Source organism: Halomonas sp. CKK8 (assembly GCF_029625235.1).
Taxonomy (GTDB): domain Bacteria; phylum Pseudomonadota; class Gammaproteobacteria; order Pseudomonadales; family Halomonadaceae; genus Halomonas; species Halomonas ventosae.
On the sequence record NZ_CP121193.1, the window covers coordinates 2286586 to 2308079 of the forward strand.

The 21494-nt window shown below is 67.5% G+C and carries 16 protein-coding genes; 4 read left to right on the forward strand and 12 right to left on the reverse strand.

Annotated elements, in window-relative coordinates:
* The 8 genes from folC to asd form a co-directional block, all read right to left on the reverse strand.
* The gene (gene folC / locus P8934_RS10985) at positions 1-1308 is read right to left on the reverse strand and encodes a bifunctional tetrahydrofolate synthase/dihydrofolate synthase (RefSeq protein ID WP_278031063.1); all 1308 of its coding nucleotides are present in this window, start codon (positions 1306-1308) and stop codon (positions 1-3) included.
* Positions 1309-1317: 9 nt separating this feature from the next.
* The gene (gene accD, locus P8934_RS10990) at positions 1318-2340 is read right to left on the reverse strand and encodes an acetyl-CoA carboxylase, carboxyltransferase subunit beta (RefSeq protein WP_278031064.1); all 1023 of its coding nucleotides are present in this window, start codon (positions 2338-2340) and stop codon (positions 1318-1320) included.
* Between the two features lie 78 nt (positions 2341-2418).
* Positions 2419-3222, reverse strand: coding sequence for a tryptophan synthase subunit alpha (gene trpA, locus P8934_RS10995; RefSeq protein ID WP_133635649.1), 804 nt, complete (start codon positions 3220-3222; stop codon positions 2419-2421).
* A 14-nt stretch (positions 3223-3236) separates the two neighbouring features.
* A complete protein-coding gene (gene trpB / locus P8934_RS11000; protein ID WP_278031065.1) occupies positions 3237-4451 on the reverse strand; it encodes a tryptophan synthase subunit beta in 1215 nt (404 codons plus the stop codon).
* Positions 4452-4511: 60 nt separating this feature from the next.
* On the reverse strand, positions 4512-5150 hold the full coding sequence (locus P8934_RS11005) for a phosphoribosylanthranilate isomerase (RefSeq protein ID WP_278031066.1): 639 nt from the start codon (positions 5148-5150) through the stop codon (positions 4512-4514).
* On the reverse strand, positions 5147-6067 hold the full coding sequence (gene truA / locus P8934_RS11010; protein WP_278031067.1) for a tRNA pseudouridine(38-40) synthase TruA: 921 nt from the start codon (positions 6065-6067) through the stop codon (positions 5147-5149). The genes P8934_RS11005 and truA overlap by 4 nt, the downstream gene beginning before the upstream one ends.
* A gap of 6 nt (positions 6068-6073) precedes the next feature.
* On the reverse strand, positions 6074-8872 hold the full coding sequence (locus P8934_RS11015) for a FimV/HubP family polar landmark protein (RefSeq protein ID WP_278031068.1): 2799 nt from the start codon (positions 8870-8872) through the stop codon (positions 6074-6076).
* Between the two features lie 270 nt (positions 8873-9142).
* Positions 9143-10255 carry an aspartate-semialdehyde dehydrogenase gene (gene asd, locus P8934_RS11020; RefSeq protein WP_278031069.1) on the reverse strand — a complete coding sequence of 371 codons (1113 nt, stop codon included), beginning with the start codon at positions 10253-10255 and terminating at the stop codon, positions 9143-9145.
* 288 nt (positions 10256-10543) lie between these two features.
* On the opposite strand from asd, the gene P8934_RS11025 reads away from it, so the two are divergent.
* Complete coding sequence (locus P8934_RS11025; RefSeq protein ID WP_278031070.1) at positions 10544-11593, forward strand: hypothetical protein; 1050 nt, start codon at positions 10544-10546, stop codon at positions 11591-11593.
* On the opposite strand, the gene leuB is transcribed toward P8934_RS11025, so the two are convergent.
* From leuB to leuC, 3 genes are all read right to left on the reverse strand, one after another.
* Positions 11570-12649 (reverse strand): 3-isopropylmalate dehydrogenase, encoded by a 1080-nt coding sequence (leuB, locus tag P8934_RS11030; protein WP_278031071.1) that lies wholly within the window; start codon positions 12647-12649, stop codon positions 11570-11572. The two genes, P8934_RS11025 and leuB, sit on opposite strands and share 24 nt — an antisense overlap.
* A gap of 174 nt (positions 12650-12823) precedes the next feature.
* On the reverse strand, positions 12824-13477 hold the full coding sequence (gene leuD, locus P8934_RS11035) for a 3-isopropylmalate dehydratase small subunit (protein ID WP_278031072.1): 654 nt from the start codon (positions 13475-13477) through the stop codon (positions 12824-12826).
* Between the two features lie 3 nt (positions 13478-13480).
* Complete coding sequence (leuC, locus tag P8934_RS11040) at positions 13481-14932, reverse strand: 3-isopropylmalate dehydratase large subunit (RefSeq protein ID WP_278031073.1); 1452 nt, start codon at positions 14930-14932, stop codon at positions 13481-13483.
* A 367-nt stretch (positions 14933-15299) separates the two neighbouring features.
* Between leuC and P8934_RS11045 the strand changes: the two genes are divergently transcribed.
* Both P8934_RS11045 and P8934_RS11050 read left to right on the forward strand, forming a co-directional pair.
* A complete protein-coding gene (locus P8934_RS11045) occupies positions 15300-16193 on the forward strand; it encodes a LysR family transcriptional regulator (protein WP_278031074.1) in 894 nt (297 codons plus the stop codon).
* Positions 16194-16571: 378 nt separating this feature from the next.
* Positions 16572-17900, forward strand: a complete 1329-nt coding sequence (locus P8934_RS11050; protein ID WP_278031075.1) for a hypothetical protein — start codon at positions 16572-16574, stop codon at positions 17898-17900.
* Between the two features lie 233 nt (positions 17901-18133).
* Here the strand turns inward: P8934_RS11050 and P8934_RS11055 are convergent, their stop codons facing one another.
* The gene (locus P8934_RS11055; protein ID WP_278031076.1) at positions 18134-18652 is read right to left on the reverse strand and encodes a zinc ribbon-containing protein; all 519 of its coding nucleotides are present in this window, start codon (positions 18650-18652) and stop codon (positions 18134-18136) included.
* 237 nt (positions 18653-18889) lie between these two features.
* Here P8934_RS11055 and leuS point away from each other — a divergent pair, with 237 nt between their 5' ends.
* Positions 18890-21484 carry a leucine--tRNA ligase gene (leuS, locus tag P8934_RS11060; RefSeq protein ID WP_278031077.1) on the forward strand — a complete coding sequence of 865 codons (2595 nt, stop codon included), beginning with the start codon at positions 18890-18892 and terminating at the stop codon, positions 21482-21484.
* Positions 21485-21494: the final 10 nt, after the last annotated feature.

Here is a 21494-nt window from a genome sequence, read left to right on the forward strand (position 1 = left end):
TCATCTCGCTCCCTCGATGGCCGTGTCTTCCCCTGCAGTCTGCTCCGCTGCCAGCCGCCATTCCAGCACCTCGGCCACGGTGAAGAAGGAGCCGCAGACCAGCACCCGATCCTCGGGCGCGAGCCGGGCCGCCAGCCAGTCGGCCGCCTCGACCGGCGAGGCGCCGCGGTGCCATACCTCGCCGCCGTGGCGGGCCAGGCGCTCGGCCAGGTCGTCCGCCGCACGGGCACGCTCACCCGCGAGGCTCGCCGGCACCCAGGCATCCACCACCGGCGACAGCGCGGCGATCACGCCATCGGCATCCTTGTCGGCAAGCATCCCCAGCAGGCCGAAGGTGCGTCCCTGGCAGGGACGCGCTTCCAGGCGCTGGGCCAGATAGCCGGCGGCATGGGGGTTGTGGCCGACATCCAGGCACCATTGCCCCAGCCACTGCATGCGCCCCGGCAGCTCTACGCCGGAAAGCGCCAGGCGACAGGCCGCCTCCTCCAGGTCGAGACCGGCCAGGATCAGGGCCTGCAGGGCCGAGGCGGCATTGTCCAGGGGCAGGCCCGGGTCGGGTAGATCGGTGATGCTTTTGGAAAAGCTCCGGAAGGCCCAACCCGCGTCCTCCCCCTCGCGTCGAAAGGCCTCGTCCAGGGCATGGACGTCGGCGCCGAGTTCCTCGGCCACCTGGCGCACGCTGGCCGGCAGCGTCGTGCTGCCCAGCACCGCGGGCCGGCCGGCGCGCAGGATACCAGCCTTCTCGCGGCCGATGCCCTGCAGGTCGGTGCCAAGGAAGGCGGCGTGGTCCTGGGCCACGGTGGTGATCACCGCCACGTCCGGGTCGATGACATTGACGGCATCGAGCCGTCCGCCGAGCCCGACCTCGAGGATCGCCAGGTCCATCTGCCCTCTGGCAATGGCCCATAGCGCCCCCAGGGTACCCACCTCGAAGTAGGTCAGGCTGACCGGTTCGCCATCCAGGCGTGCCGCCTCCACCGCCTCGAAACCGGCGATCAGCGTCGCGTCGTCAGCCTCCTGGCCGTCGAGACGCAGGCGTTCGTTGTAGCGCAGCAGGTGGGGCGAGGTGTAGGCCGCCGTGGAGAGGCCATGGGCCCGGGCCAGTGCCTCAAGCATGGCCACGGTCGATCCCTTGCCGTTGGTGCCGGCGACGGTGATGACCCGGTCGCACAGCGGGGCATCCAGGAGACCCATGCGACGAGCGACCTCGGCCACTCGCTCGAGGCCGAGGTCGATACCCACCGGATGGGCCGCCTCCAGCCGCGCCAGCCAGGCCGGAAGCGTATCGGGAAGGGCGTGGTCGCTCATGCCGATCGGTCAGCGCGCCGGATCGGGGCGCTCGCCGGGCGGCTCGGCATCGCTGTCGGCCTCCGGCTCGGCGGCCGGCGTGGGGCTGCTGGTCGCCAGTTCCTCCTCCTGCTCGGCCTGCTCGGCCGCCTGAACGAGATCGGGCTCGTCGCCGAGGTCGGCGCCCGGCCCGGCCACCGGCCAGTGGGTGAGCTTGCGCAGCACGCCGCCCAGCCGCTCGCGCATCTCGCCGCGCGGCACGATCATGTCGACGGTGCCGTGCTCGAGCAGGAACTCGCTGCGCTGGAAACCTTCCGGCAGCTGCTCGCGGACCGTCTGCTCGATGACCCGGGGCCCGGCGAAGCCGATCAGCGCATTGGGCTCGGCCACATTGAGGTCGCCGAGCATCGCCAGGGACGCCGAGACGCCACCGAACACCGGATCGGTCAGCACCGAGATATAGGGCACGCCGGCCTGCTTGAGCTTCTCCAGGGCCGCCGAGGTCTTGGCCATCTGCATCAGCGAGAAGAGCGCCTCCTGCATCCGTGCGCCGCCGGAGGCGGAGAAGCAGATCAGCGGGATGCCCTCCTCCAGGGCAACGGTCGCGGCACGCACGAACTTCTCGCCCACCACGGCGCCCATGGAGCCGCCCATGAAGGTGAACTCGAAGGCCACCACCACCACCGGCAGCCCTTCCAGGGAGCCGCGCATGGCGATCAACGCATCCTTCTCGCCGGTCTCCTTCTGGGCCGCCGCCAGGCGGTCCTTGTACTTCTTGGAGTCGCGGAACTTGAGGCGGTCCACCGGCTCGAGGTTGGCAGCGATCTCCTCACGGCCCTCCTTGTCCAGGAACCAGTCCAGGCGCTTGCGGGCGGTCAGCCGCAGATGGTGGTCGCACTTGGGGCAGACGTTGTGGTGCTTCTCCAACTCGGGGAGATAGAGCACCGCCTCGCACTTGGGACACTTGCGCCACAGGCCGTCAGGCACGCTCGCGCGACGATCCTTGCGCTGGATGCGGCCCACCGAGGGCACGATCTTGTCTAGCCAGCTCATGTCAGAAACACTTCCGTATAGGCTGATGCCCCCGGCGGCACCGGGGGCAGGGTCGATTCGGTTGGCGATGGGCCCGGATCAGGCGTCCAGTGCCTGGCGCATCTCCCCCAAGACCGCCTTCAGCGCGGCCGGGATCGCCTCGGGACGTTCGGCATTCTCGGCAACGCGATTGATGAGCGCGGAACCGACGATCACGCCATCGGCCACCTTGCCCACCTCGGCCGCCGACGCCCCGTCGCGAATACCGAAGCCCACGCACAGCGGCAGGTCGGTCATCTCGCGAAGCGGTGCCAGATGCGCGGCCACATCCTCGGCATTGAGACTTGCCGAGCCGGTCACGCCCTTCAGCGAAACATAGTAGATGTAGCCCTCGCCGTGGGCGCATATTGTAGCGGCCCGGGCATGCGAAGTGGTAGGGGCGACCAGGAAGATCGAGGCCAGCCCGCGGGACTTGAGCAGCGGGCCGACCTCGTCGGCCTCCTCCGGCGGCATGTCGACGATCAGCACACCGTCGACACCGGCCCCGGCGGCCTGGTCGGCGAAGGCCTCGAGGCCGATGCGCTCCACCGGATTGAGGTAGCCCATCAGTACCACCGGGGTCTCGCTGTCGGTCTGGCGAAACTCACGGACCATCTCGAACAGGTGGGAGAGCCGCACGCCGTGCTTGAGGGCACGCTCGCAGGCCTTCTGGATCACCGGCCCGTCGGCCATGGGATCGGAGAAGGGCACGCCCAGCTCGATGACATCCGCCCCCGCTTCCACCAGGGCATGCATGAAGCCGACGGTGTACTGGGGCGCCGGGTCGCCGGCGGTGATATAGGGAATCAGCGCGCGGCGGCCCTCGGCCTTGAGTGCGGCGAAGCGTTGGTCGATACGATTCATGGTCTGGGCCGTCATCAGAATTCAATCCCGTCGATCTTTGCCACCGTCATGATGTCCTTGTCACCGCGACCGGAGAGGTTGATCACGATGTTCTGGTCGGGGCGCATGGTGGGCGCCAGGACCTTGGCATAGGCCAGGGCATGCGCCGTTTCCAGCGCCGGCATGATGCCCTCGACCCGGGTCAGCTCGCGGAAGGCCGCCAGCACGTCATCGTCGTTGGCGGCCACATAGTTGACCCGCCCCACGTCCTTCCACAGCGCGTGCTCGGGGCCAACGCCCGGGTAGTCCAGGCCCGCCGAGACCGAGTGGGTATCGGAGACCTGGCCGCCCTCGTCGGACATCAGGTAGGTGCGATTGCCATGCAGCACGCCGCGCGGCGCGCCGGACGCCAGGGGCGCGGCATGGCGGCCGGTCTCGACGCCGTCGCCGCCCGCCTCGACACCGTACATCGCGACCTCGTCGTCCTCCACGAAGGGATAGAAGAGTCCCATGGCGTTGGAACCGCCGCCCACACAGGCAATCAGCGCATCGGGCAGCTTGCCGAACTCCTCGAAGGACTGGCGGCGCGCCTCGCGCCCGACGACCGCGTTGAAGTCGCGGACCAGCATCGGATAGGGGTGCGGGCCGGCCACGGTGCCAATGATGTAATAGGTGGTATCGACATTGGTCACCCAGTCACGCAGCGCCTCGTTCATGGCGTCCTTGAGCGTACGGGTGCCGGATTCCACCGGGATGACGTTGGCCCCCAGCAGGCGCATGCGATAGACGTTGAGCTTCTGGCGCTCCACGTCGGCGGCCCCCATGTAGACATCGCACTCCAGCCCCAGCCGCGCGGCCACCGTGGCGGACGCGACGCCATGCTGCCCCGCCCCGGTCTCGGCAATCACCCGCGGCTTGCCGGTCTTCTTGGCAAGCAGCGCCTGGCCGATGGTGTTGTTCACCTTGTGGGCGCCGGTATGGTTAAGGTCCTCGCGCTTGAGCCAGATCTGTGCGCCACCAAGCTGCTTCGACCATCGCTCGGCATGATAGAGCGGTGACGGACGGCCCACGAAATGGGCCAGGTCATAGTCGAATTCCGCCAGGAAGGCCGGGTCGTCACGAAGACTCAGGTAGGTCTTCTCCAGCTCATCCAGGGCGAAGCTCAGGGTCTCCGAGACGAACCGGCCGCCGTAGGCACCGAAATGGCCGCGGGCATCCGGCAGTCGGGTCAGGTCACTGAACTTGCTCACGAAAGACACCTCACAGGGTCGCCAGAAGGGGTGTAGGGGAAACAGGGTGAAACGAACGGCTCAGGCGCCGCAACGCGCGTCGTCGGCCCGTCGCACGGCCCGCAGGAAGGCCGCCATGCGCGTGGCATCCTTGGCGCCGGGGGCCGCCTCGATGCCGCCGGAGACATCCACGGCGAACGGGGCCACGGCCGCAATCGCCTCGGCCACATTGTCCGGCGTCAGGCCTCCGGCGAGGATAACAGGTTTTGCCAGGCTTGCGGGGATTCGCGACCAGTCGAAGGTCTCGCCGGTGCCTCCCGGCACGCCCGGCCGGTAGGCGTCCAGCAGCAGCGCCCGCGCCCCGCCGTAGGCCTCGGCGGCGGCGTGGAGATCGAGGCCATCGCGCATGCGCAATGCCTTGATCCAGGGGCGACCGACGGCCGTGCAAATCCCGGGGGGCTCGTCGCCATGGAACTGCAGAAGGTCCAGGTGCTCGGCAGAGCGTGCCACCAGTGCCGGGTCAGGGTCGACGAAGAGCCCGACCCGGGTGACGAAGGCCGGCACGCGCTCACTCAATTCGGCGAGGCGCTGCTCGTCGATGGCACGCTTGCTGCCCGGCCAGAGCACGAAGCCCAGGGCATCGGCGCCCGCGGCCACGGCGGCATCGACATCCTCGGGACGGGTCAGGCCGCAGAACTTGATGCGGGTACGTCTGATCATGTCGACTCCTGCTCGGCGGCCACTGGCCTGCCCCGCCGGAACTCCACCATCGGGCAATCAGGCAACGGCCGCTCGCCGGTCCATTCGCCCAGGAAGGCCAGCAGGTTGGGGCCCAGCGGTTCGCGGGGCAACCCCCACTGCTCGTCGTAGAGCGAGTCGACGAAGTGCAGGCCGCAGGCCGGGGCAGTGACGTCGGCGAGCCGCCGGTCCTTCAGGGCCATCAGCTCGGTTAGGTAGGCATCGCTACGCTCGCCGCGCCCCACCGTGACCAGGGCACCGACGATATTGCGGATCATGTGGTGCAGGAAGGCATTGCCCTGGACGTCGATGACCACCAGCGGGCCATGGCGGTGTACCTCGATGAAGTGCAGGTGGCGCCAGGGAGTCTTCGACTGGCAGCCGGCGGCACGGAAGCTCGAGAAGTCATGCTCGCCCACCAGCGCCTGGGCGGCCCGGTGCATGGCATCGGCATCCAGGGGGTCGCGACACCAGGTGGCATTGGCGCGCTCCAGCACCGGGCGGCTCGGCTGGTTGAGGATCACGTAGCGGTAGCGCCGCGCCAGGGCCTTGAAGCGGGAGTGGAAGCTGTCGGGGACCGGCTGCACCCAGCGCACGGCGACATCCCGGGGCAGGTTGGCGTTGACACCGAACACCCAGGCCTTCTGGGAGCGAGGTACCGGGGCATCGAAATGGATGATCTGGCGAGTGGCATGGACACCGGAGTCGGTGCGGCCGCTGGCATGCACGGTGATCGACTGGTTCGCCACCTTCGCGAGCGCCGTCTCCAGCGCCCCCTGCACCGAGGGGGCGTGCTTGAGTCGCTGCCAGCCGCAGTAGGCGCTGCCGTCATACTCCACCCCCATGGCCAGGCGGCCGGTCAGGGGGTGGCGGTCATCGAGGGATCGGAAAAGGGTCATTCGGCCTCATTGCACGGATTGATCCAGCAATTCGCGGGCCTCCTGCCGGGCATCCGGGTCCTCGGACTCGTCGATCAGGCTCTCGAGCAGTGCACGGGCCTGGCCGGCCTCGCCGGCGTCCAGCAGGCGCCGCGCCTCGGCCAGGGTCGACGTGGAGGAAGCCGCCGCGGAAAAGTGGGCATTATCCCGCGACAGCGGCGGGAAGGCCACCTCCTCGACGTCCCACTCCTCGGGCATGTCGCGTTCGGCCCTGATCCCGGGCATGGCATCCGCTGACTCGCCGTCTCCGCCAGTGGAAGAGGTGAACTCCACGCTGGGCTGCATGGGTGTTTCCTCCCGGGGTGCCGCGCGTTCCTCCAGCGTCGGGGGACGATAGTCGATGATCTCGCGCCCGTCATCCGCCTCGCGGGTGGCCAGCGGGACGCTCGGAAGCTCGTCAGCCGGTTCAGGCGACTGCTCGACCGCCGCCTCGCGGGGCTGGTCGACCTCACCGGGGACCTCACCATCCAGATCGGACGAGGCGTCGACATCCGGCCGCGGGGCGTCATCTTCCTGCGGCTCCGCTTGCGGGCCCGGCTCCAGTTCCGGCGGACGATAGCGCGCCAGCGGATCGGCCTGCTCGCCGGCCGAGGCTGCTGCGTCGGGCATTGCCGGGCTGGCCGAGGCCTCCTTCGGAGCTTCAACCGAGGGTGCGTCACGAGAAGGCGCCTCGTCCGTCGCGGGCTCATCATGGGCGTGAGACTCGCCATGCGTATCGGGGTCATCGAAGCGGCGCGGGGGAAGCTCATCGGCCTCGGGGAAGACGGCTCGATCGGCCGGCGCTTCAACCACAGGCGCCGCTGCCTTGGCGGTCGGGGCGCTGCGGACATGGCGTTCCATCAGCCGGGCGACCTCGGCCTGGACATCCGGGTCCCCGCCGGCGCGAAGCTGCTCGGCCTGGCGCGCCGCCGCCGCATGGTCGCCCTGCTCGAGTTGCACCCGAAGCAGCTTGAGCCTCAGGTCATCTCGGCCAGGCTCCCGTGCCAGGCTGGACTCCAGCAGCTCTCGCGCCTGGTCGTAGCGCCCATAGGCGATGAAGATATCGGCCTCGTTGATCGCCTCGGCCTCGGGCATGGAAGCGCGCACCGGCGTCTCCCGTTCTTCTTCGCCGCGGACCTCGGCCTGCTGTGCCCGGGCCTGGGGACTGCCCGGCACCACCACGCCACTGGCGGCCGGGTCCACCGGGCGCGCCTCGTTGAACACCGGCGCCGGCTCGCTCTCCTGGCGACGACGACGGCGCACCAGGGCCCAGAGCGCCAGCAGGGCCGCCAGGCCGGCGCCGCCCAGCATCAGGGGACGATCGACGGCGCCCTGATACAGGGCACCCCACCAGGGCGCCGATTGAGTCGGCGACGACGCGCTGTCCGGGGCCACCACGCCGCCCGCGCCGGCGGCATCGACGCCGCTGCCGCCCGCGGCGAGGCTCGCCAGCTGGTCTCGCATGGCCTCGAGCTCCTCGCGCAGATCACCGAGCTGGGACTGCAGCTCGTCGCGCTCGCTGCGAACCGCCTCCAGGGCCTGGCGGTTCTCGAGCCAACGCGCCTCGAGGCGCAGCAGCCGCTGGTCCTCGGTAAGCTCGCCGCCGCCCTGGATCAGCGCCAGCACCCCGGGGTCGATAAACGGCCCTTCCCCTTCCGCTCCCCGAGGCATGGTCAGGGAGTCGGCAGCCGCTTCCTCTTCCTCTTCTTCCTCCTGAAGTGCACCAGCAGACGATTCGCCTTCCTGCTGGTCCGAGGCGCCGTCGACCGGCACCACGCCTTCGGCGGCCACCTCGGCATCGCTGAGCAGCGTCAGCCGCTGCCCCGCCTCGCTGTTCGCGTCCTTATCATTGAGGTCGGTATCGCGGGACGGTGCCTCGACCGCCTCGGGCTGCGCCTCCTCGGCAGGCTCCACCGAGGCTGCTTCCTGCGCCGGGGCGCTGGCCACGGCCGACGCCGGGGTGTCGGAGGCCCCTCCCAGTGCCACCCGCGCCGGTGCACCGCTGCCGCGATTGGCCCAGGCCTGGTTCATGGCCTTGACGACACGGCCGGCCTCGGCGGTGGAGCGTGCCGCGATGGCCTCGCGAGACGGCACCACCAGCGTAAAGCCGGCCTGCATAGCGTTGATGTTGCCGGAGGGAAAGACCTCCGGGTTGGCCTCCACCAGGGCGACCATCATCTGGTCCATGCTGATGCCGCTATCCGGCCGCAGCCGGCCGGCCACCGCCCAGAGGGTGTCACCACGGCGTACCCAGGCAGGATTGCCCGCGCCCGCATCGGAGGTGCGGGCTAGTGGGCGGTCGGAGGGTTCTGCCGACGTGTCGGCAGTGCGGGGCGCGGCAGCGGCCTCCCGCGACGCGCTCGAGGACGCCGCGACCAGGGCCGGGAGCTGATCATAGTCCGGCGGGTCGAGCAGCAGGGTCACTTCCCGCAGCTGCTGGCCGCCTGGCCAGTCGAAGCGCAGCAAGAGGTCGACCCAGGGCTCGCGCACGGCCCGCTCGGTGGTCAGGTCGACCACCAGACGCCCCTGCCGTCGGCTCACGTCCATCTTTACGCTGGCGGCCAGCGCGGTGCGGGGCAGGCCGGCCGCCGAGAAGGCGCGCTCATCGGCCACCGAGACATTGAGCAGGTCGGCCTGCAGGCCGGCGCTGTCGGTCAAGGGGATACTCACCCGCAACGGCGCATTGAGCGTCGATTTCACCTCGGCCTCCCCCAGGCCGAGTGCCAGCGCCAGCGGGCTGGCGGCGGAGAGCGAAAGCAGCATGGCGAGTGTCAGCTTGCGGTTCATCGGGTTCCCTTGCGTCGGTCCACTGCGCCCCGCCGAGCCCGGCGGCGACCTGGTAGTATATTCTTAGTGATTATGAGGAATATGTACCACATTCCCTGCGTCGGCGCCCTCCCGGAAAACTAACGCCATCCATACTTTCAACATAAGACATTGAACGCATGACACGCGAATGCCCCCTCGCCAACGGCCTGCACGCAACGTCCAACGAAAGCGGGACGCCACCAGGGCGTCCCGCTTTCGTTCACGCGGTCATGGACCGCCGCAAGAGGCTCACTGCTCGCGCAGGATCTTCAGCATCCGCTTGAGCGGCTCGGCGGCGCCCCACAGCAGCTGGTCACCGACGCTGAAGGCAGAGAGATACTCGCCCCCCATGGCCAGCTTGCGCAGCCGGCCGACCGGGACGCTCATCGTGCCGGTGACGGCGGCCGGTGTCAGGCCGTCGATGGTGGCGTCCTTGTCGTTGGCAATCACCTTGACCCACTCGTTGTGGCGGGCCAGGCGATCCTCGATCTCGTCGATCGGGACGTCCTTCTTGAGTTTGATGGTGAAGGCCTGGCTATGGGAGCGCATGGCACCGATGCGCACGCAGAGCCCGTCGATGGGGATCGGGTTGTCCTGGAGGCCGAGGATCTTGTTGCTCTCCACGGAGCCCTTCCACTCCTCCTTGCTCTGACCATTGTCACGCTTGACGTCGATCCAGGGCAGCAGGCTGCCGGCCAGCGGCGCACCGAAGTTGTCGGTGGGGAAGTCACCACTTCGCATGGCTGCCGTGACCTTGCGGTCAATATCGAGGATGGCGCTGGCCGGGTCAGCCAGCTCGTCGGCCACACTGTCACGCAGGCCGCCCATCTGGTTGAGCAGCTCGCGCATGTGCTTGGCGCCGGAACCGGACGCGGCCTGATAGGTCATGGAGGTCATCCACTCGATCAGGTCCGCCTCGAAGAGACCGCCGAGGCCCATCAGCATCAGGCTGACCGTGCAGTTGCCGCCCACGAAGGTCCTGGCGCCCTTCGCCAGCTGCGCATCGATGACGCGGCGGTTGACCGGGTCGAGGACGATGGTCGCCTCATCGGCCATGCGCAGGGTGCTGGCGGCATCGATCCAGTAGCCCTTCCAGCCACCCTGGCGCAGATCGGCATAGACCTTCTCGGTGTACTCGCCGCCCTGGCAAGTCACGACCACGTCCAGCGCCTTGAGGGCATCCAGGTCGAAGGCATCCTTGAGCGGAGGCACGTCGACGCCGATATCGGGGCCGGCCTGGCCAACCTGGGAGGTCGTGAAGAAGATCGGCTCGATGCCCTTGAAGTCGCCATCCTCGAGCATCCGCTGCATCAGCACGGAACCGACCATGCCACGCCAACCGACAAAACCGACTTTCAACATGTGAAGCCCTCCAGAAATCGAATGTGAAAAACATTATACACGACCCCCTCCCCCTCTGGCAGACGTCGATCGGCTCCGGCGAGTGCAGCTCGGGTGTAGCCAATACTCGCGCTGGCGACACTTGTCAGGGCACGTGCAATGTAACAATCCTTGACAAGATAGCGACATTAAGTAAACTTATGTAACTTGCATCGAATGTCCACGGCAAGAAAGTCCGCGGGTCCGACTCGGTATTCAGCACATCCACGGACCCATAAGGACACGGCCATGCCGAAGGGGGCTCTAGACATGCGCTATGATATCGCCGCCCCTGCCACATGGAACGCCCCGGGCACTGAAGAGAAACGCGGGCACTCGAGAGCCGCCGTCCCGTGCTACCACTACAGGGCCTATGGCCTCGTGCTCAGCTCGCAGTTCGAGCTCCCCGAACTTCGCGGGACCAAGCCCACGCCCAGCCCCGATATCGAAATACTGGCCGACTCATTCCCTGAAGATTCGACGAATACTGGCGTTAGCAAAGTCGGTCTACAGGGTTCCGCCGACTGCTCACAACTCGTCTTCGAAGGGGTCGCCCGTTATCGAATCGAACAGGGAAAGCGTATCCTGATCGACCGGCGCGTGTTGAAGACCCGCGGAACCGGCACGCCCGAAAGGGATCTGCGAGGCCATCTGCTGGGCAGCGTAATGGGTACCCTGTTGCACCAGAAGCACTGGCTTCCCCTCCGCCTGAGCGCCCTGGAGACGCCAGACGGCGTCTGGGGATTTACCGGCGTCCCCGGCGCAGGCATATCGACGCTGGCCGCCTGGCTGCATTATCACCACGACTGGCCACTATTGACTGACGAGGTCGGCGTCATCAAGCCGGATGAGGCACTACCCTACCTGCACCCGGGGCCACCCAGGCTCAAGCTCCGGAAGGAGGCCCTGGCGAGCCTGGAGTTCGAACATCACAGCCTCAGCAGGGATCTGACACGAGCCGGCAAGTATCACCTCACCCTACACCGAGAATTCCACACCTACGCCCAGCCACTTAAGGCCCTCGTCCTGCTGGAGCGTGCCGAAAAGGGCACCCCTGCCAGCCTGGAGCCTCTCGAAGGCCTGGAGGCCCTCGAGGTCGTCATGGCATCCCTCTACCTACCGGAGTGGGGGCAGGCATTCAACGGCCCGGCGCGGCTGATGACCTACGTCTCCGAGCTGGCTCAGCGCATCCACGTCTATCGCTATCGCCGTCCCTGGTCGCTGGACGACATGGAGCTCGGCCTGGCGCCTCTGGTGCAGCGGATTCATGAGCGCGCAAGCCATGTCACGGCTGACTCACATCCGCTCGAAGGCCGCTAGCACGGCGTCTCCCATCTCGGCGGTGGAGACGGTTCGCGTGCCCTCGGAGGCGATATCGGCGGTTCTCAAGCCGTCGTCGAGCACCTTGCCCACCGCGTCCTCGATGCGCTGGGCAAGCGCCGGCTCATCCAGGGAGTAGCGTAGCATCATGGCCACCGAGAGGATGGTGGCGAGCGGGTTGGCGATGCCCTGACCGGCGATGTCCGGCGCGCTGCCGTGGCAGGGCTCGTACATGCCCTGACCGCTCTCGTTGAGGGAGGCGGAAGGCAGCATGCCGATGGAGCCGGTCAGCATGGCGGCGGCGTCCGAAAGGATATCGCCGAACATGTTGCCGGTGACCACGACGTCGAACTGCTTGGGGGCACGCACCAGCTGCATGGCGGCGTTGTCGACGTACATGTGGGAGAGCTCGACGTCCGGATACTCGGGTGCCAGGCGCTCCATCACCTCGCGCCACAGGATGGTGACCTCGAGCACGTTGGCCTTGTCGACGCTGCAGAGCTTCTTGCCGCGCTTCTGCGCCATCTCGAAGGCAACGCGTCCGATGCGCTCGATCTCGCTCTCGGAATAGACGTAGGTATTGAAGCCCACCCGCTCGCCGTCACGCTCCTCGATGCCGCGCGGCTGGCCGAAGTAGATGCCGCCGGTGAGCTCGCGCACGATCATGATATCGAGACCGGCGACCAGCTCGGGCTTGAGGCTCGAGGCGGAGGCGAGCTGGGGATAGGTAATGGCCGGGCGCAGGTTACCGAACAGGCCCAATTGCTTGCGCACGCCGAGCAGCCCCTTTTCCGGTCGCTTGCTGAGATCCTCGATCTTGTCCCACTTGGGGCCGCCCACGGCACCCAGCAGGATGCCGCGAGCCGCCTTGGCCTTCTCGAGGGTCTCGGCGGGCAAGGGCTCGCCGTGCGCGTCATAGGCGGCGCCGCCCAGCAGCCCCTCCTCCACCTCGACATCCAGGCCGCGGGCCTGGCAGGCGGCCAGGATGCGGCTAGCCTGGGCGGTGATCTCGGGGCCGATGCCGTCCCCCGGCAGTACCAGAATCTTCTGAGTCATTACTTGGTCCTTGTGCGACTACAGCCGGGTAACAAGGGCGCCGGGGGCAGGCCGAAGAGGAGGTCCTATGCCATGGATGGCATCGGTAGCGTACAGGGAAGTATTCACAGCGCCTCCTCGAAGGCCTGCCGCCGGATCAGCCCGCGGTCCCGGCGGCAAGGTTGTGAGAGGGTGTCAAGCCTGAGCGGAATCGCGGAACAGCCAGGGCCGCGCGGCGCGATGCTTCTCCTCGAATTCGCGGATGGCGTCTTCGTCCTTCAGTGTAAGCCCGATGTCATCCAGGCCTTCCAGCAGGCAGTGCTTGCGGAACTCGTCCACCTCGAACTCGAGGATCTCGCCGGAGGGCGTGATCACCCGCTGGTTCTCCAGGTCCACGTCGAGCCGGTAGCCCTCGTTCGCCTCGACCTCGGCGAAAAGGCGGTCCACGGTCTCCTCGGGCAGGGTCACCAGCAGCAGGCCGTTCTTGAAGGCGTTGTTGTAGAAGATGTCGGCAAAGCTCGGCGCGATCACCACGCGGAAGCCGAAGTCCTCCAGGGCCCAGGGCGCGTGCTCGCGCGAGCTGCCGCAACCGAAGTTGCGACGCGTCAGCAGCACGCTGGCGCCCTCATAGCGCGGCTGGTTGAGCACGAAGTCAGGGTTCTTCGGGCGCTGCGAGACATCCTGCCCGGGCTGACCCTCGTCGAGGTAGCGCAGCTCGTCGAAGAGGTTGACGCCGAAGCCGGTGCGCTTGATCGACTTCAAGAACTGCTTGGGAATGATCAGGTCGGTGTCGACGTTGGCCCGATCGAGCGGTGCGACGAGGCCTTCGGTGCGTTCGAACTTCTTCATGATTCAGGCCTCCTCTGCCTGGGCATCGTCATTGGCGGCAAGCTGCCTGACATCCACGAAGTGGCCAGCGATGGCCGCGGCCGCCGCCATCGCCGGGCTGACCAGGTGGGTGCGCCCACCGAAACCCTGTCGACCCTCGAAGTTGCGGTTGGAGGTGGAGGCGCAGTGCTCGCCGGCACCCAACTTGTCGGCATTCATGGCCAGGCACATGGAACAGCCCGGCTCGCGCCATTCGAAGCCCGCCTCGATGAACACCTTGTCGAGGCCCTCCGCCTCGGCCTGGCGCTTCACCAGGCCGGAGCCCGGCACCACCATGGCCAGCTTGATGGAATCGGCCACCTTCTTGCCGCGCGCCACCTTGGCCGCCTCGCGCAGGTCCTCGATGCGCGAGTTGGTGCAGGAGCCGATGAACACCTTGTCGAGGCGGATATCGGTGATCTTCTGCTTCGCTGCCAGCCCCATGTACTCGAGGGCACGGGTGTAGCCACGCTGCATGGTCTCGTCGCCGGCCTCGGCCGGATCCGGGACCTCTCCTGAGATGCCGGTGACCATCTCGGGACTGGTGCCCCAAGAGACCTGCGGCTCGATCTCGGCGGCATCCAAAGTCACCACCTTGTCGAAGGCGGCGTCGGCATCGGAGACCAGGTTGCGCCAATCGGCCACCGCGGCGTCCCACTGCTCGCCCGTCGGGGCGTAGTGACGGTCGCGCAGGTAGTCGATGGTGGTATCGTCCACGGCGATCAGCCCGACCCTTGCCCCCGCCTCGATGGCCATGTTGCAGACGGTCATCCGGCCTTCCATGGAAAGCTCGCGGATGGCGCTGCCGGCGAACTCGATGGCATAGCCGGTACCGCCGGCGGTGCCGATACGGCCGATGATCGCCAGCACGATGTCCTTGGCGGTGACGCCGGTACCGAGCTCGCCCTCGACGCGCACCTGCATGTTCTTCATCTTCTGGGCCAGCAGGCACTGGGTGGCGAGCACGTGCTCCACCTCGGAGGTGCCGATGCCGTGCGCCAGGGCCGCGAAGGCGCCGTGGGTGGCGGTATGGGAGTCGCCGCACACCACGGTCATCCCTGGCAAGGTCGCGCCCTGCTCCGGGCCCACCACGTGGACGATGCCCTGGCGCGGGTCGTTGATCTTGTACTCCTCGATGCCGAACTCGACGCAATTATCGTCGAGGGTCTGCACCTGGATCAGCGACACCGGGTCCTTGATGCCGGCGTTGCCCTCGGCGCGCTCCTTGAGCGTGGTGGGCACGTTATGGTCCGGGGTGGCCAGGTTGGCATCGATCCGCCACGGCCTGCGTCCCGCCAGGCGCAGCCCCTCGAAGGCCTGGGGCGAGGTCACCTCGTGGAGCAGCTGGCGGTCGATGTAGATCAGCGCGGTACCGTCACCACGCTCCTTGACGAGGTGCTGTGACCACAGCTTGTCGTAGAGTGTCTGGCCTGCCATATCGTTTCTCCCGGGCTCGAAGGCCCTTGATGTCATATCCGGTCTCGGAATTGCGCCACCACCGCGGCTTTACCGGGGGCAGACCTCCAAGGAGGCGCTGTGAATACTTCCCTGTACGCTACCGATGCCATCCCTGGCATAGGACCTCCTTTCCGGTCTGCCCCCTAAGCCGCTCGACCATGCAGCGACTATTGATCGTGCCTTTTGGCGCTTGGCCGCTTGGCCGCTTGGCCGCTTGGCCGCTTGGCCGCTTGGCCGCTTGGCCGCTTGGAAACAAGTTTCCCGCCCCTCGCCCATAAAATCAATTCATGTTATTTATGGATTGGATTCCTTTCAGGAATTCGAAAACCTCGCCACGGAGCCGCCCATGGATACGCAGAGCCTGCAGGCCTTTCTCGCCGTGGCCGATAGCGGGAGCTTCTCCCGAGCCGCCGAACAGCTGCACCTGACCCAACCGGCGGTCAGCAAGCGCATCGCCGTGCTGGAGGGCCAGATCGATGCCCGGCTATTCGACCGTATCGGCCGGCGCGTCAGCCTCACCGAAGCCGGTCGGGTACTGCTGCCCCGGGCGCGACAGATCCTGGTGATGGTCGACGACAGCCGCCGGGCGCTCGGCAACCTCGAGGGCAGCGTCGCCGGCAGCCTGACGCTGGCCACCAGCCATCATATCGGCCTGCACCGCCTGCCCCCGCTTCTCCAGGCCTATACCCGCGAGCACCCCGAGGTGCGGCTCGACCTGCACTTCCTAGATTCCGAGCAGGCCTACCAGGGGGTGCTGGAGGGCGAGCTGGAGATCGCCGTGGTAACGCTCGCCCCCCAGCCCGACCCGCAGCTTCGGGTGGTACCGGTATGGATCGACCGGCTGTGCTTCGTCTGTGGCCACGACCACCCTCTCGCCGGGCATGGTCGCCTCGCCCTCCAGGAGCTGTGCGCCTTCGACGCGGTACTGCCCGGTCCGTTGACCTTCACGCGTGGTCTGGTCGAGTCACGCTTCGCCTCGGCCGGGCTGGAGCTGCCAGTGGCGCTCTCCACCAACTACCTGGAGACGCTGAAGATGATGACCGCCATCGGCCTGGGCTGGAGCCTGCTGCCGGAGCGCCTGGTGGCCGGTGACCTGCACGAGCTGGACGTCGATCACCCGCCTATCCATCGTCCGCTGGGCTATCTGGTGCATCGCAGCCGTACCCTCTCCAATCCTGCCCGGGCCATGCTGGCCCAGCTCGACGCCGCCCGCGAGCCGGCGGCCAGGGCGTGGGGCTGACGCATCACGCCATCGCACTGCAACCTCACCGCCGCTTCGCGACGGATCGCGACGCAAGTCGAGGCGTCGAACCGTTCGCTCCCACAAGAACCCGAAGCGGGATCGGGACCGTGGGAGCGATCTTCAGATCCGGCTCGACGCCTCGACGATGGCGCCGACAGGCGCCCGAGACAACCCTACCGCCGCTTCGCGCCGGATCGCGAAGCAAAGCTTCGCTCCCACAAGAACCCGAAGCTGGATCAGGACTGTGGGAGCTACGGTTCGGCGCTCCGACTTCAGATCCGGTTCGACGCCTCGACGATGGCGCCGACAGGCGCCCAGGACAACCTCACGGCAAATTGTTTAGACTGCTTAGTATTTGCCAAAGGAACTCCATTCGTGTCAGACACCCCCGCGGCGCCCGTGATCCCCCGCCACGCCCTGGCCGGTGGCCTGCTCCTGGCCGGCCTGGTCCTGCAGGTCGCGCAGTTCACGAACCTGTTCCCGTTGCCGCATGCGGTGGGCTACTGCCTGTGGCTGGCCACGGCGCTGCTGTGGGTCGACATCCCCCGGCGCACCCGGCGCCAGGCGGGAATACTCGCCGCCCTTGGCCTGGGGCTGCTGGTGTTGGCGCGCACCTGGCACGGCGCCAGGATCGACTGGCCGGGCATCCTCGATGGCAATACCTACGTGGTCGCCATGCTGGTCGGGGTCAGCTTCATCGGCCTGATCGGCAACCTGCGTGGACGGTCGCGCCCCCCGGGCAAGGCCCTGACCGGCGCCCGCGGCATGCTGGGCACCTGGCTGGGCGTGCACCTGCTCGGCTCGATACTGAATCTCTCCACGGTGTTCATGGTCGGCGACCGCCTGGAACGCCGCGGCCCGCTCTCCACGCCGCAGCTTCTGGGGCTCAACCGTGGCCTCTCCAGCGCCGCGCTCTGGTCACCCTTCTTCGCCTCCATGGGGGTGGTGATGACCCTGGCGCCGGCGATGCACTACGCCACGATCCTCGCCTTCGGCCTGCCGCTGGCCCTGGTCTCGGGCATGCTGACGGTCGGCGAGCTGTCGCGTCGCTTCGAGCTGGCCGACACCGCCGGCTTCTCGCTCTCGCCGCGCAGCCTGCTGATGCCGGTGAGCATGGCGACCCTGGTAATGCTGTTCCATTACCTCGTCACGCCCAGGCTCTCCATCGTCAGCATCATCACCTTCCTGCTGCCAAGCGTGGCGCTGCTCTCCAACCTGCCCCGCGGAGCGCGCTGGACTCTGCGGCGGGTCCACCAGCACACCCTTACCCGGCTGCCGGCCATGCGCGGCGAGGTCTCGCTGTTCCTCTGTGCGGGGCTGCTGACCCAGGGGCTCTCGAGCTTCATCAGCGCCGCCACGGGCAGCACCTGGACGCTCTTTGCCCACTTCGGCCCCCTGGAGGCCGTCACCAGCTTCCTGGCCATCGTCATCAGTGCCGTGGCCGGCCTGCACCCCATCATCGGCGTCTCGGTGCTTGCCTCGATGCTCGACCTGGACGCCGGCCGGCAGACCCTGTTCGCCTTCGTGGCCCTGGCTTCCTGGGCGGTGGGCACCAGCGTCGGCCCCCTCTCCGGCATCAACCTCTCGCTGCAGGGGCGCTACGGCGTCAGCGGGACACAGATGATGCGCCAGAACCTCGGCTATGCCGCGATCATGACGCTGCTGGTGGTGGGGGCCATTGTGGTGATGGAAGCAAGCCTCTAGCGCTGGGGTGCCGACCTTGCTGGAGCAATCGCTCGCGTCGCGCAGCGACGGTGGGAGTCTCGGGCGCCTGGCGGCGCCATCGCGATCTGAAGTCGAGATTGTTGCCCGCTTAATCGCGACATGAATGTCGCTCCCACAATACCCTAACGGCACTGCGGCCCTGTGGGAGCGAAGCTTCGCTTCGCGATCCGCCGCGCAGCGGCGGTGGGGATTTGCCCCATCGCGGGGAGAGCCTACTCCTTCGGTGCGCGCACGAAGTAGCGATGGCCACACTGGTGACAGGGCTCGATGCGGGTCACGCCTTCCAGTTCGACGATGGCATCGCAGTGCACGCATGCCATGCGCCCGGGCACGGCCATCTCGCCGGCAACGTAGTCGGCGCGGGACGCCTCCAGGTCATCCTCGAGCCGCTCGCGCTCGATCACGCTGCGGTCAGCGATGGAGAGCAGCGACTCCACCACCTTGCGTGACAACATGGAGAGATCGATGCCCAGCCAGGTGGCCACGCTCTCGCCGCCGGCATTGAGGTAGCGACGCATCTCCTTGAGGTCGCGCTCGACCCAGGCGCGCAGCAGCGACAGTTCGTCCTTGGTGAACTCCTCCAGCTCGGCCTCGAACTCCACTGCCTCGTCGAGCTCCTGCTGCAGGTTCTCCCAGGTGAGCTCGTCGGCCCCCTCGCGCAGCCGGTCGAGCATGCGCTCGTAGCCCTCGCGAAGGCGGTGTTCGTGGTGCGGGTCCTTGTGTTCGCTCATGCTGCTCTCCTCGAATCGCGATTGGGGCGTGCGGGCCCGGCAGCCCTGCCCCGTAGCCGCCGGGCGCTGTGCTGGGGTATCCTAGCGGCCAGCCAGTAATGCCATTTAGACGACATCCCGCCGGAAATTCAATGGTTTCGCGCCGCCACGGCGCCAGATCTTGACGCCGGACAAGGGCCGCTGACATGCGCAGCGCCACGCCGCTGCGCTCGACTTTCAAGGTACCCGAAGAGAGCGATGGACGCACAGTACAAGCCCCACGAGACCGAACGCGACGCCCAGCAGTTCTGGGACGAGAACCAGTGCTTCAAGGCGGTGGAAGACGCCAGCCGCGAGAAGTTCTACTGCCTGTCGATGTTCCCCTACCCCAGCGGCAAGCTGCACATGGGGCATGTGCGCAACTACACCATCGGCGACGTGGTCTCCCGCTACCAGCGCATGCAGGGCAAGAACGTCATGCAGCCCATGGGCTGGGACGCCTTCGGCATGCCGGCGGAGAATGCCGCGATCCAGAACCGGGTACCGCCGGCCAAGTGGACCTACGACAACATCGACTACATGCGCCGCCAGCTCAAGGCCCTGGGCTTCGCCTACGACTGGAGCCGCGAGTTCGCCACCTGCGATGTCGACTACTACCGCTGGGAGCAGTGGTTTTTCACCAAGCTGGTGGAGAAGGGGCTGGTCTACAAGAAGATGTCCACCGTCAACTGGGACCCGGTGGACCAGACGGTGCTGGCCAACGAGCAGGTGATCGAGGGCCGCGGCTGGCGCTCGGGTGCCCTGGTGGAGCGCAAGGAGATCCCGCTGTGGTTCCTCAAGATCACCGACTACGCCGAGGAACTGCTGGCCGACCTGGAGCGCATCGACTGGCCCGAGCAGGTCAAGACCATGCAGCGCAACTGGATCGGCAAGTCGCGCGGCGTCGAACTCACCTTTGACGTCAAGCCCGCCGAGGGCTCCGGCCTCGAAGCCGTCGAGGGGCCGCTCGCGGTCTACACCACGCGCCCCGACACCCTGATGGGCGTCACCTACATGGCCGTGGCCGCCGACCATCCGCTGGCGAAGCAGGCCGCCGAGCGCAACACGGCGCTGGCCGACTTCTGCGCCGAGTGTGCCCGCGGTGGCACTTCGGAGGCCGAGCTGGCCACCCGCGAGAAGAAGGGCATGCCCACCGGCCACCTGGCCGTGCATCCCCTCACTGGCCGCGAGGTCCCAGTCTACGTGGCCAACTTCGTGCTCATGGAGTTCGGCACCGGGGCCGTCATGGCCGTGCCCGGCCACGACCAGCGCGACTGGGAGTTCGCCACCAAGTACGGGCTGCCCATCGAGGCAGTCATCGCCGACGAGAACGGCCAGGCGCCGGACCTCTCCCAGGGCGCCCATGACGACTACGGCGTGCTGATCAATTCCGGCGAGTTCGACGGCCTGGCCTTCGAGGCGGCGTTTGATGCCATCGCCAAGCGCCTCGAGGAACTCGGCCGCGGCGTGGTGAAGACCAATTTCCGCCTGCGCGACTGGGGCGTGGCTCGCCAGCGCTATTGGGGTGCGCCGATCCCGGTCAAGTACGGCCCCGACGACCAGACCGTGCCGCTCACCGACGAGGAGCTGCCGGTGGCCCTGCCCATGGAGGTCACCGTCGACGCCACCGGCTCGCCGCTCAAGCGCATGCCGGAATTCTATGACCTCGGCGACGGCTGGACGCGCGAGACCGACACCTTCGACACCTTCATGGAGTCCTCCTGGTACTTCGCGCGCTTCTGCTGCGCCGACAACATGGACGCGATGCTCGACGAGCGGGTCGACTACTGGCTGCCGGTGGACCTCTACATCGGCGGCATCGAGCACGCCATCCTGCACCTGCTCTACGCCCGCTTCTTCACCAAGCTGATGCGTGACCTGGGGCTGGTGAAGAGCGACGAGCCTTTCCAGCGCCTGCTCACCCAGGGGATGGTGATCGCCGAGACCTACTACCGCCCCACCGAGAACGGCGGCAAGGCCTGGTTCAACCCCGCCGATGTCGAGGTCAAGCGCGACGAGAAGGGACGTCCGGTCAGCGCCGTGCTGGCAAGCGACGGCCAGCCGGTGGAGATGGGCGGCATCGAGAAGATGTCCAAGTCCAAGAACAACGGCGTCGATCCGCAGTCCATGATCGACCGCTTCGGTGCCGACACCGTGCGGCTGTTCATGATGTTCGCCGCCCCGCCGGAGCAGTCCCTGGAGTGGTCCGACGCCGGCGTCGAGGGGGCCCATCGTTTCCTCAAGCGCCTGTGGCGCCTGGTCAGCGAGCACCTCGCGGCCGGCGAGCCCGGCACGCTCGACCTCGATGCCCTCGACGACACCCAGCGCGAGCTGCGTCGCAAGACCCACGAGACCATCAAGAAGGCCGGCGACGACATCGGCCGGCGCACCACCTTCAACACCGCCATCGCGGCCGTCATGGAGCTGACCAACGCCCTCTCGAAGTTCGAGGACACCTCGCCCCAGGGCCTGGCCGTGGCCCGCGAGGCAGTGGAAGCCTGCGTGCTGCTGCTTGCGCCGATCACGCCCCACGCCTGCCACACGCTGTGGCAGGCGCTGGGCCATGACGAGCCGGCGATCGATGCCCGCTGGCCACAGGTCGATGAATCTGCCCTGGCGCGGGACACCATCGAGCTGGTGGTGCAGGTCAATGGCAAGCTGCGCGCGCGCATCGAGGTCGAGGCCGCCGCGGAAAAAGCCGACATCGAGGCCCAGGCGCTGGCGGCCGAGAACGTGCAGCGCCACACCGATGGCAAGACGATCCGCAAGGTGATCGTGGTGCCCGGCAAGCTGGTCAATATCGTGGTGGGCTGAACGCCACACC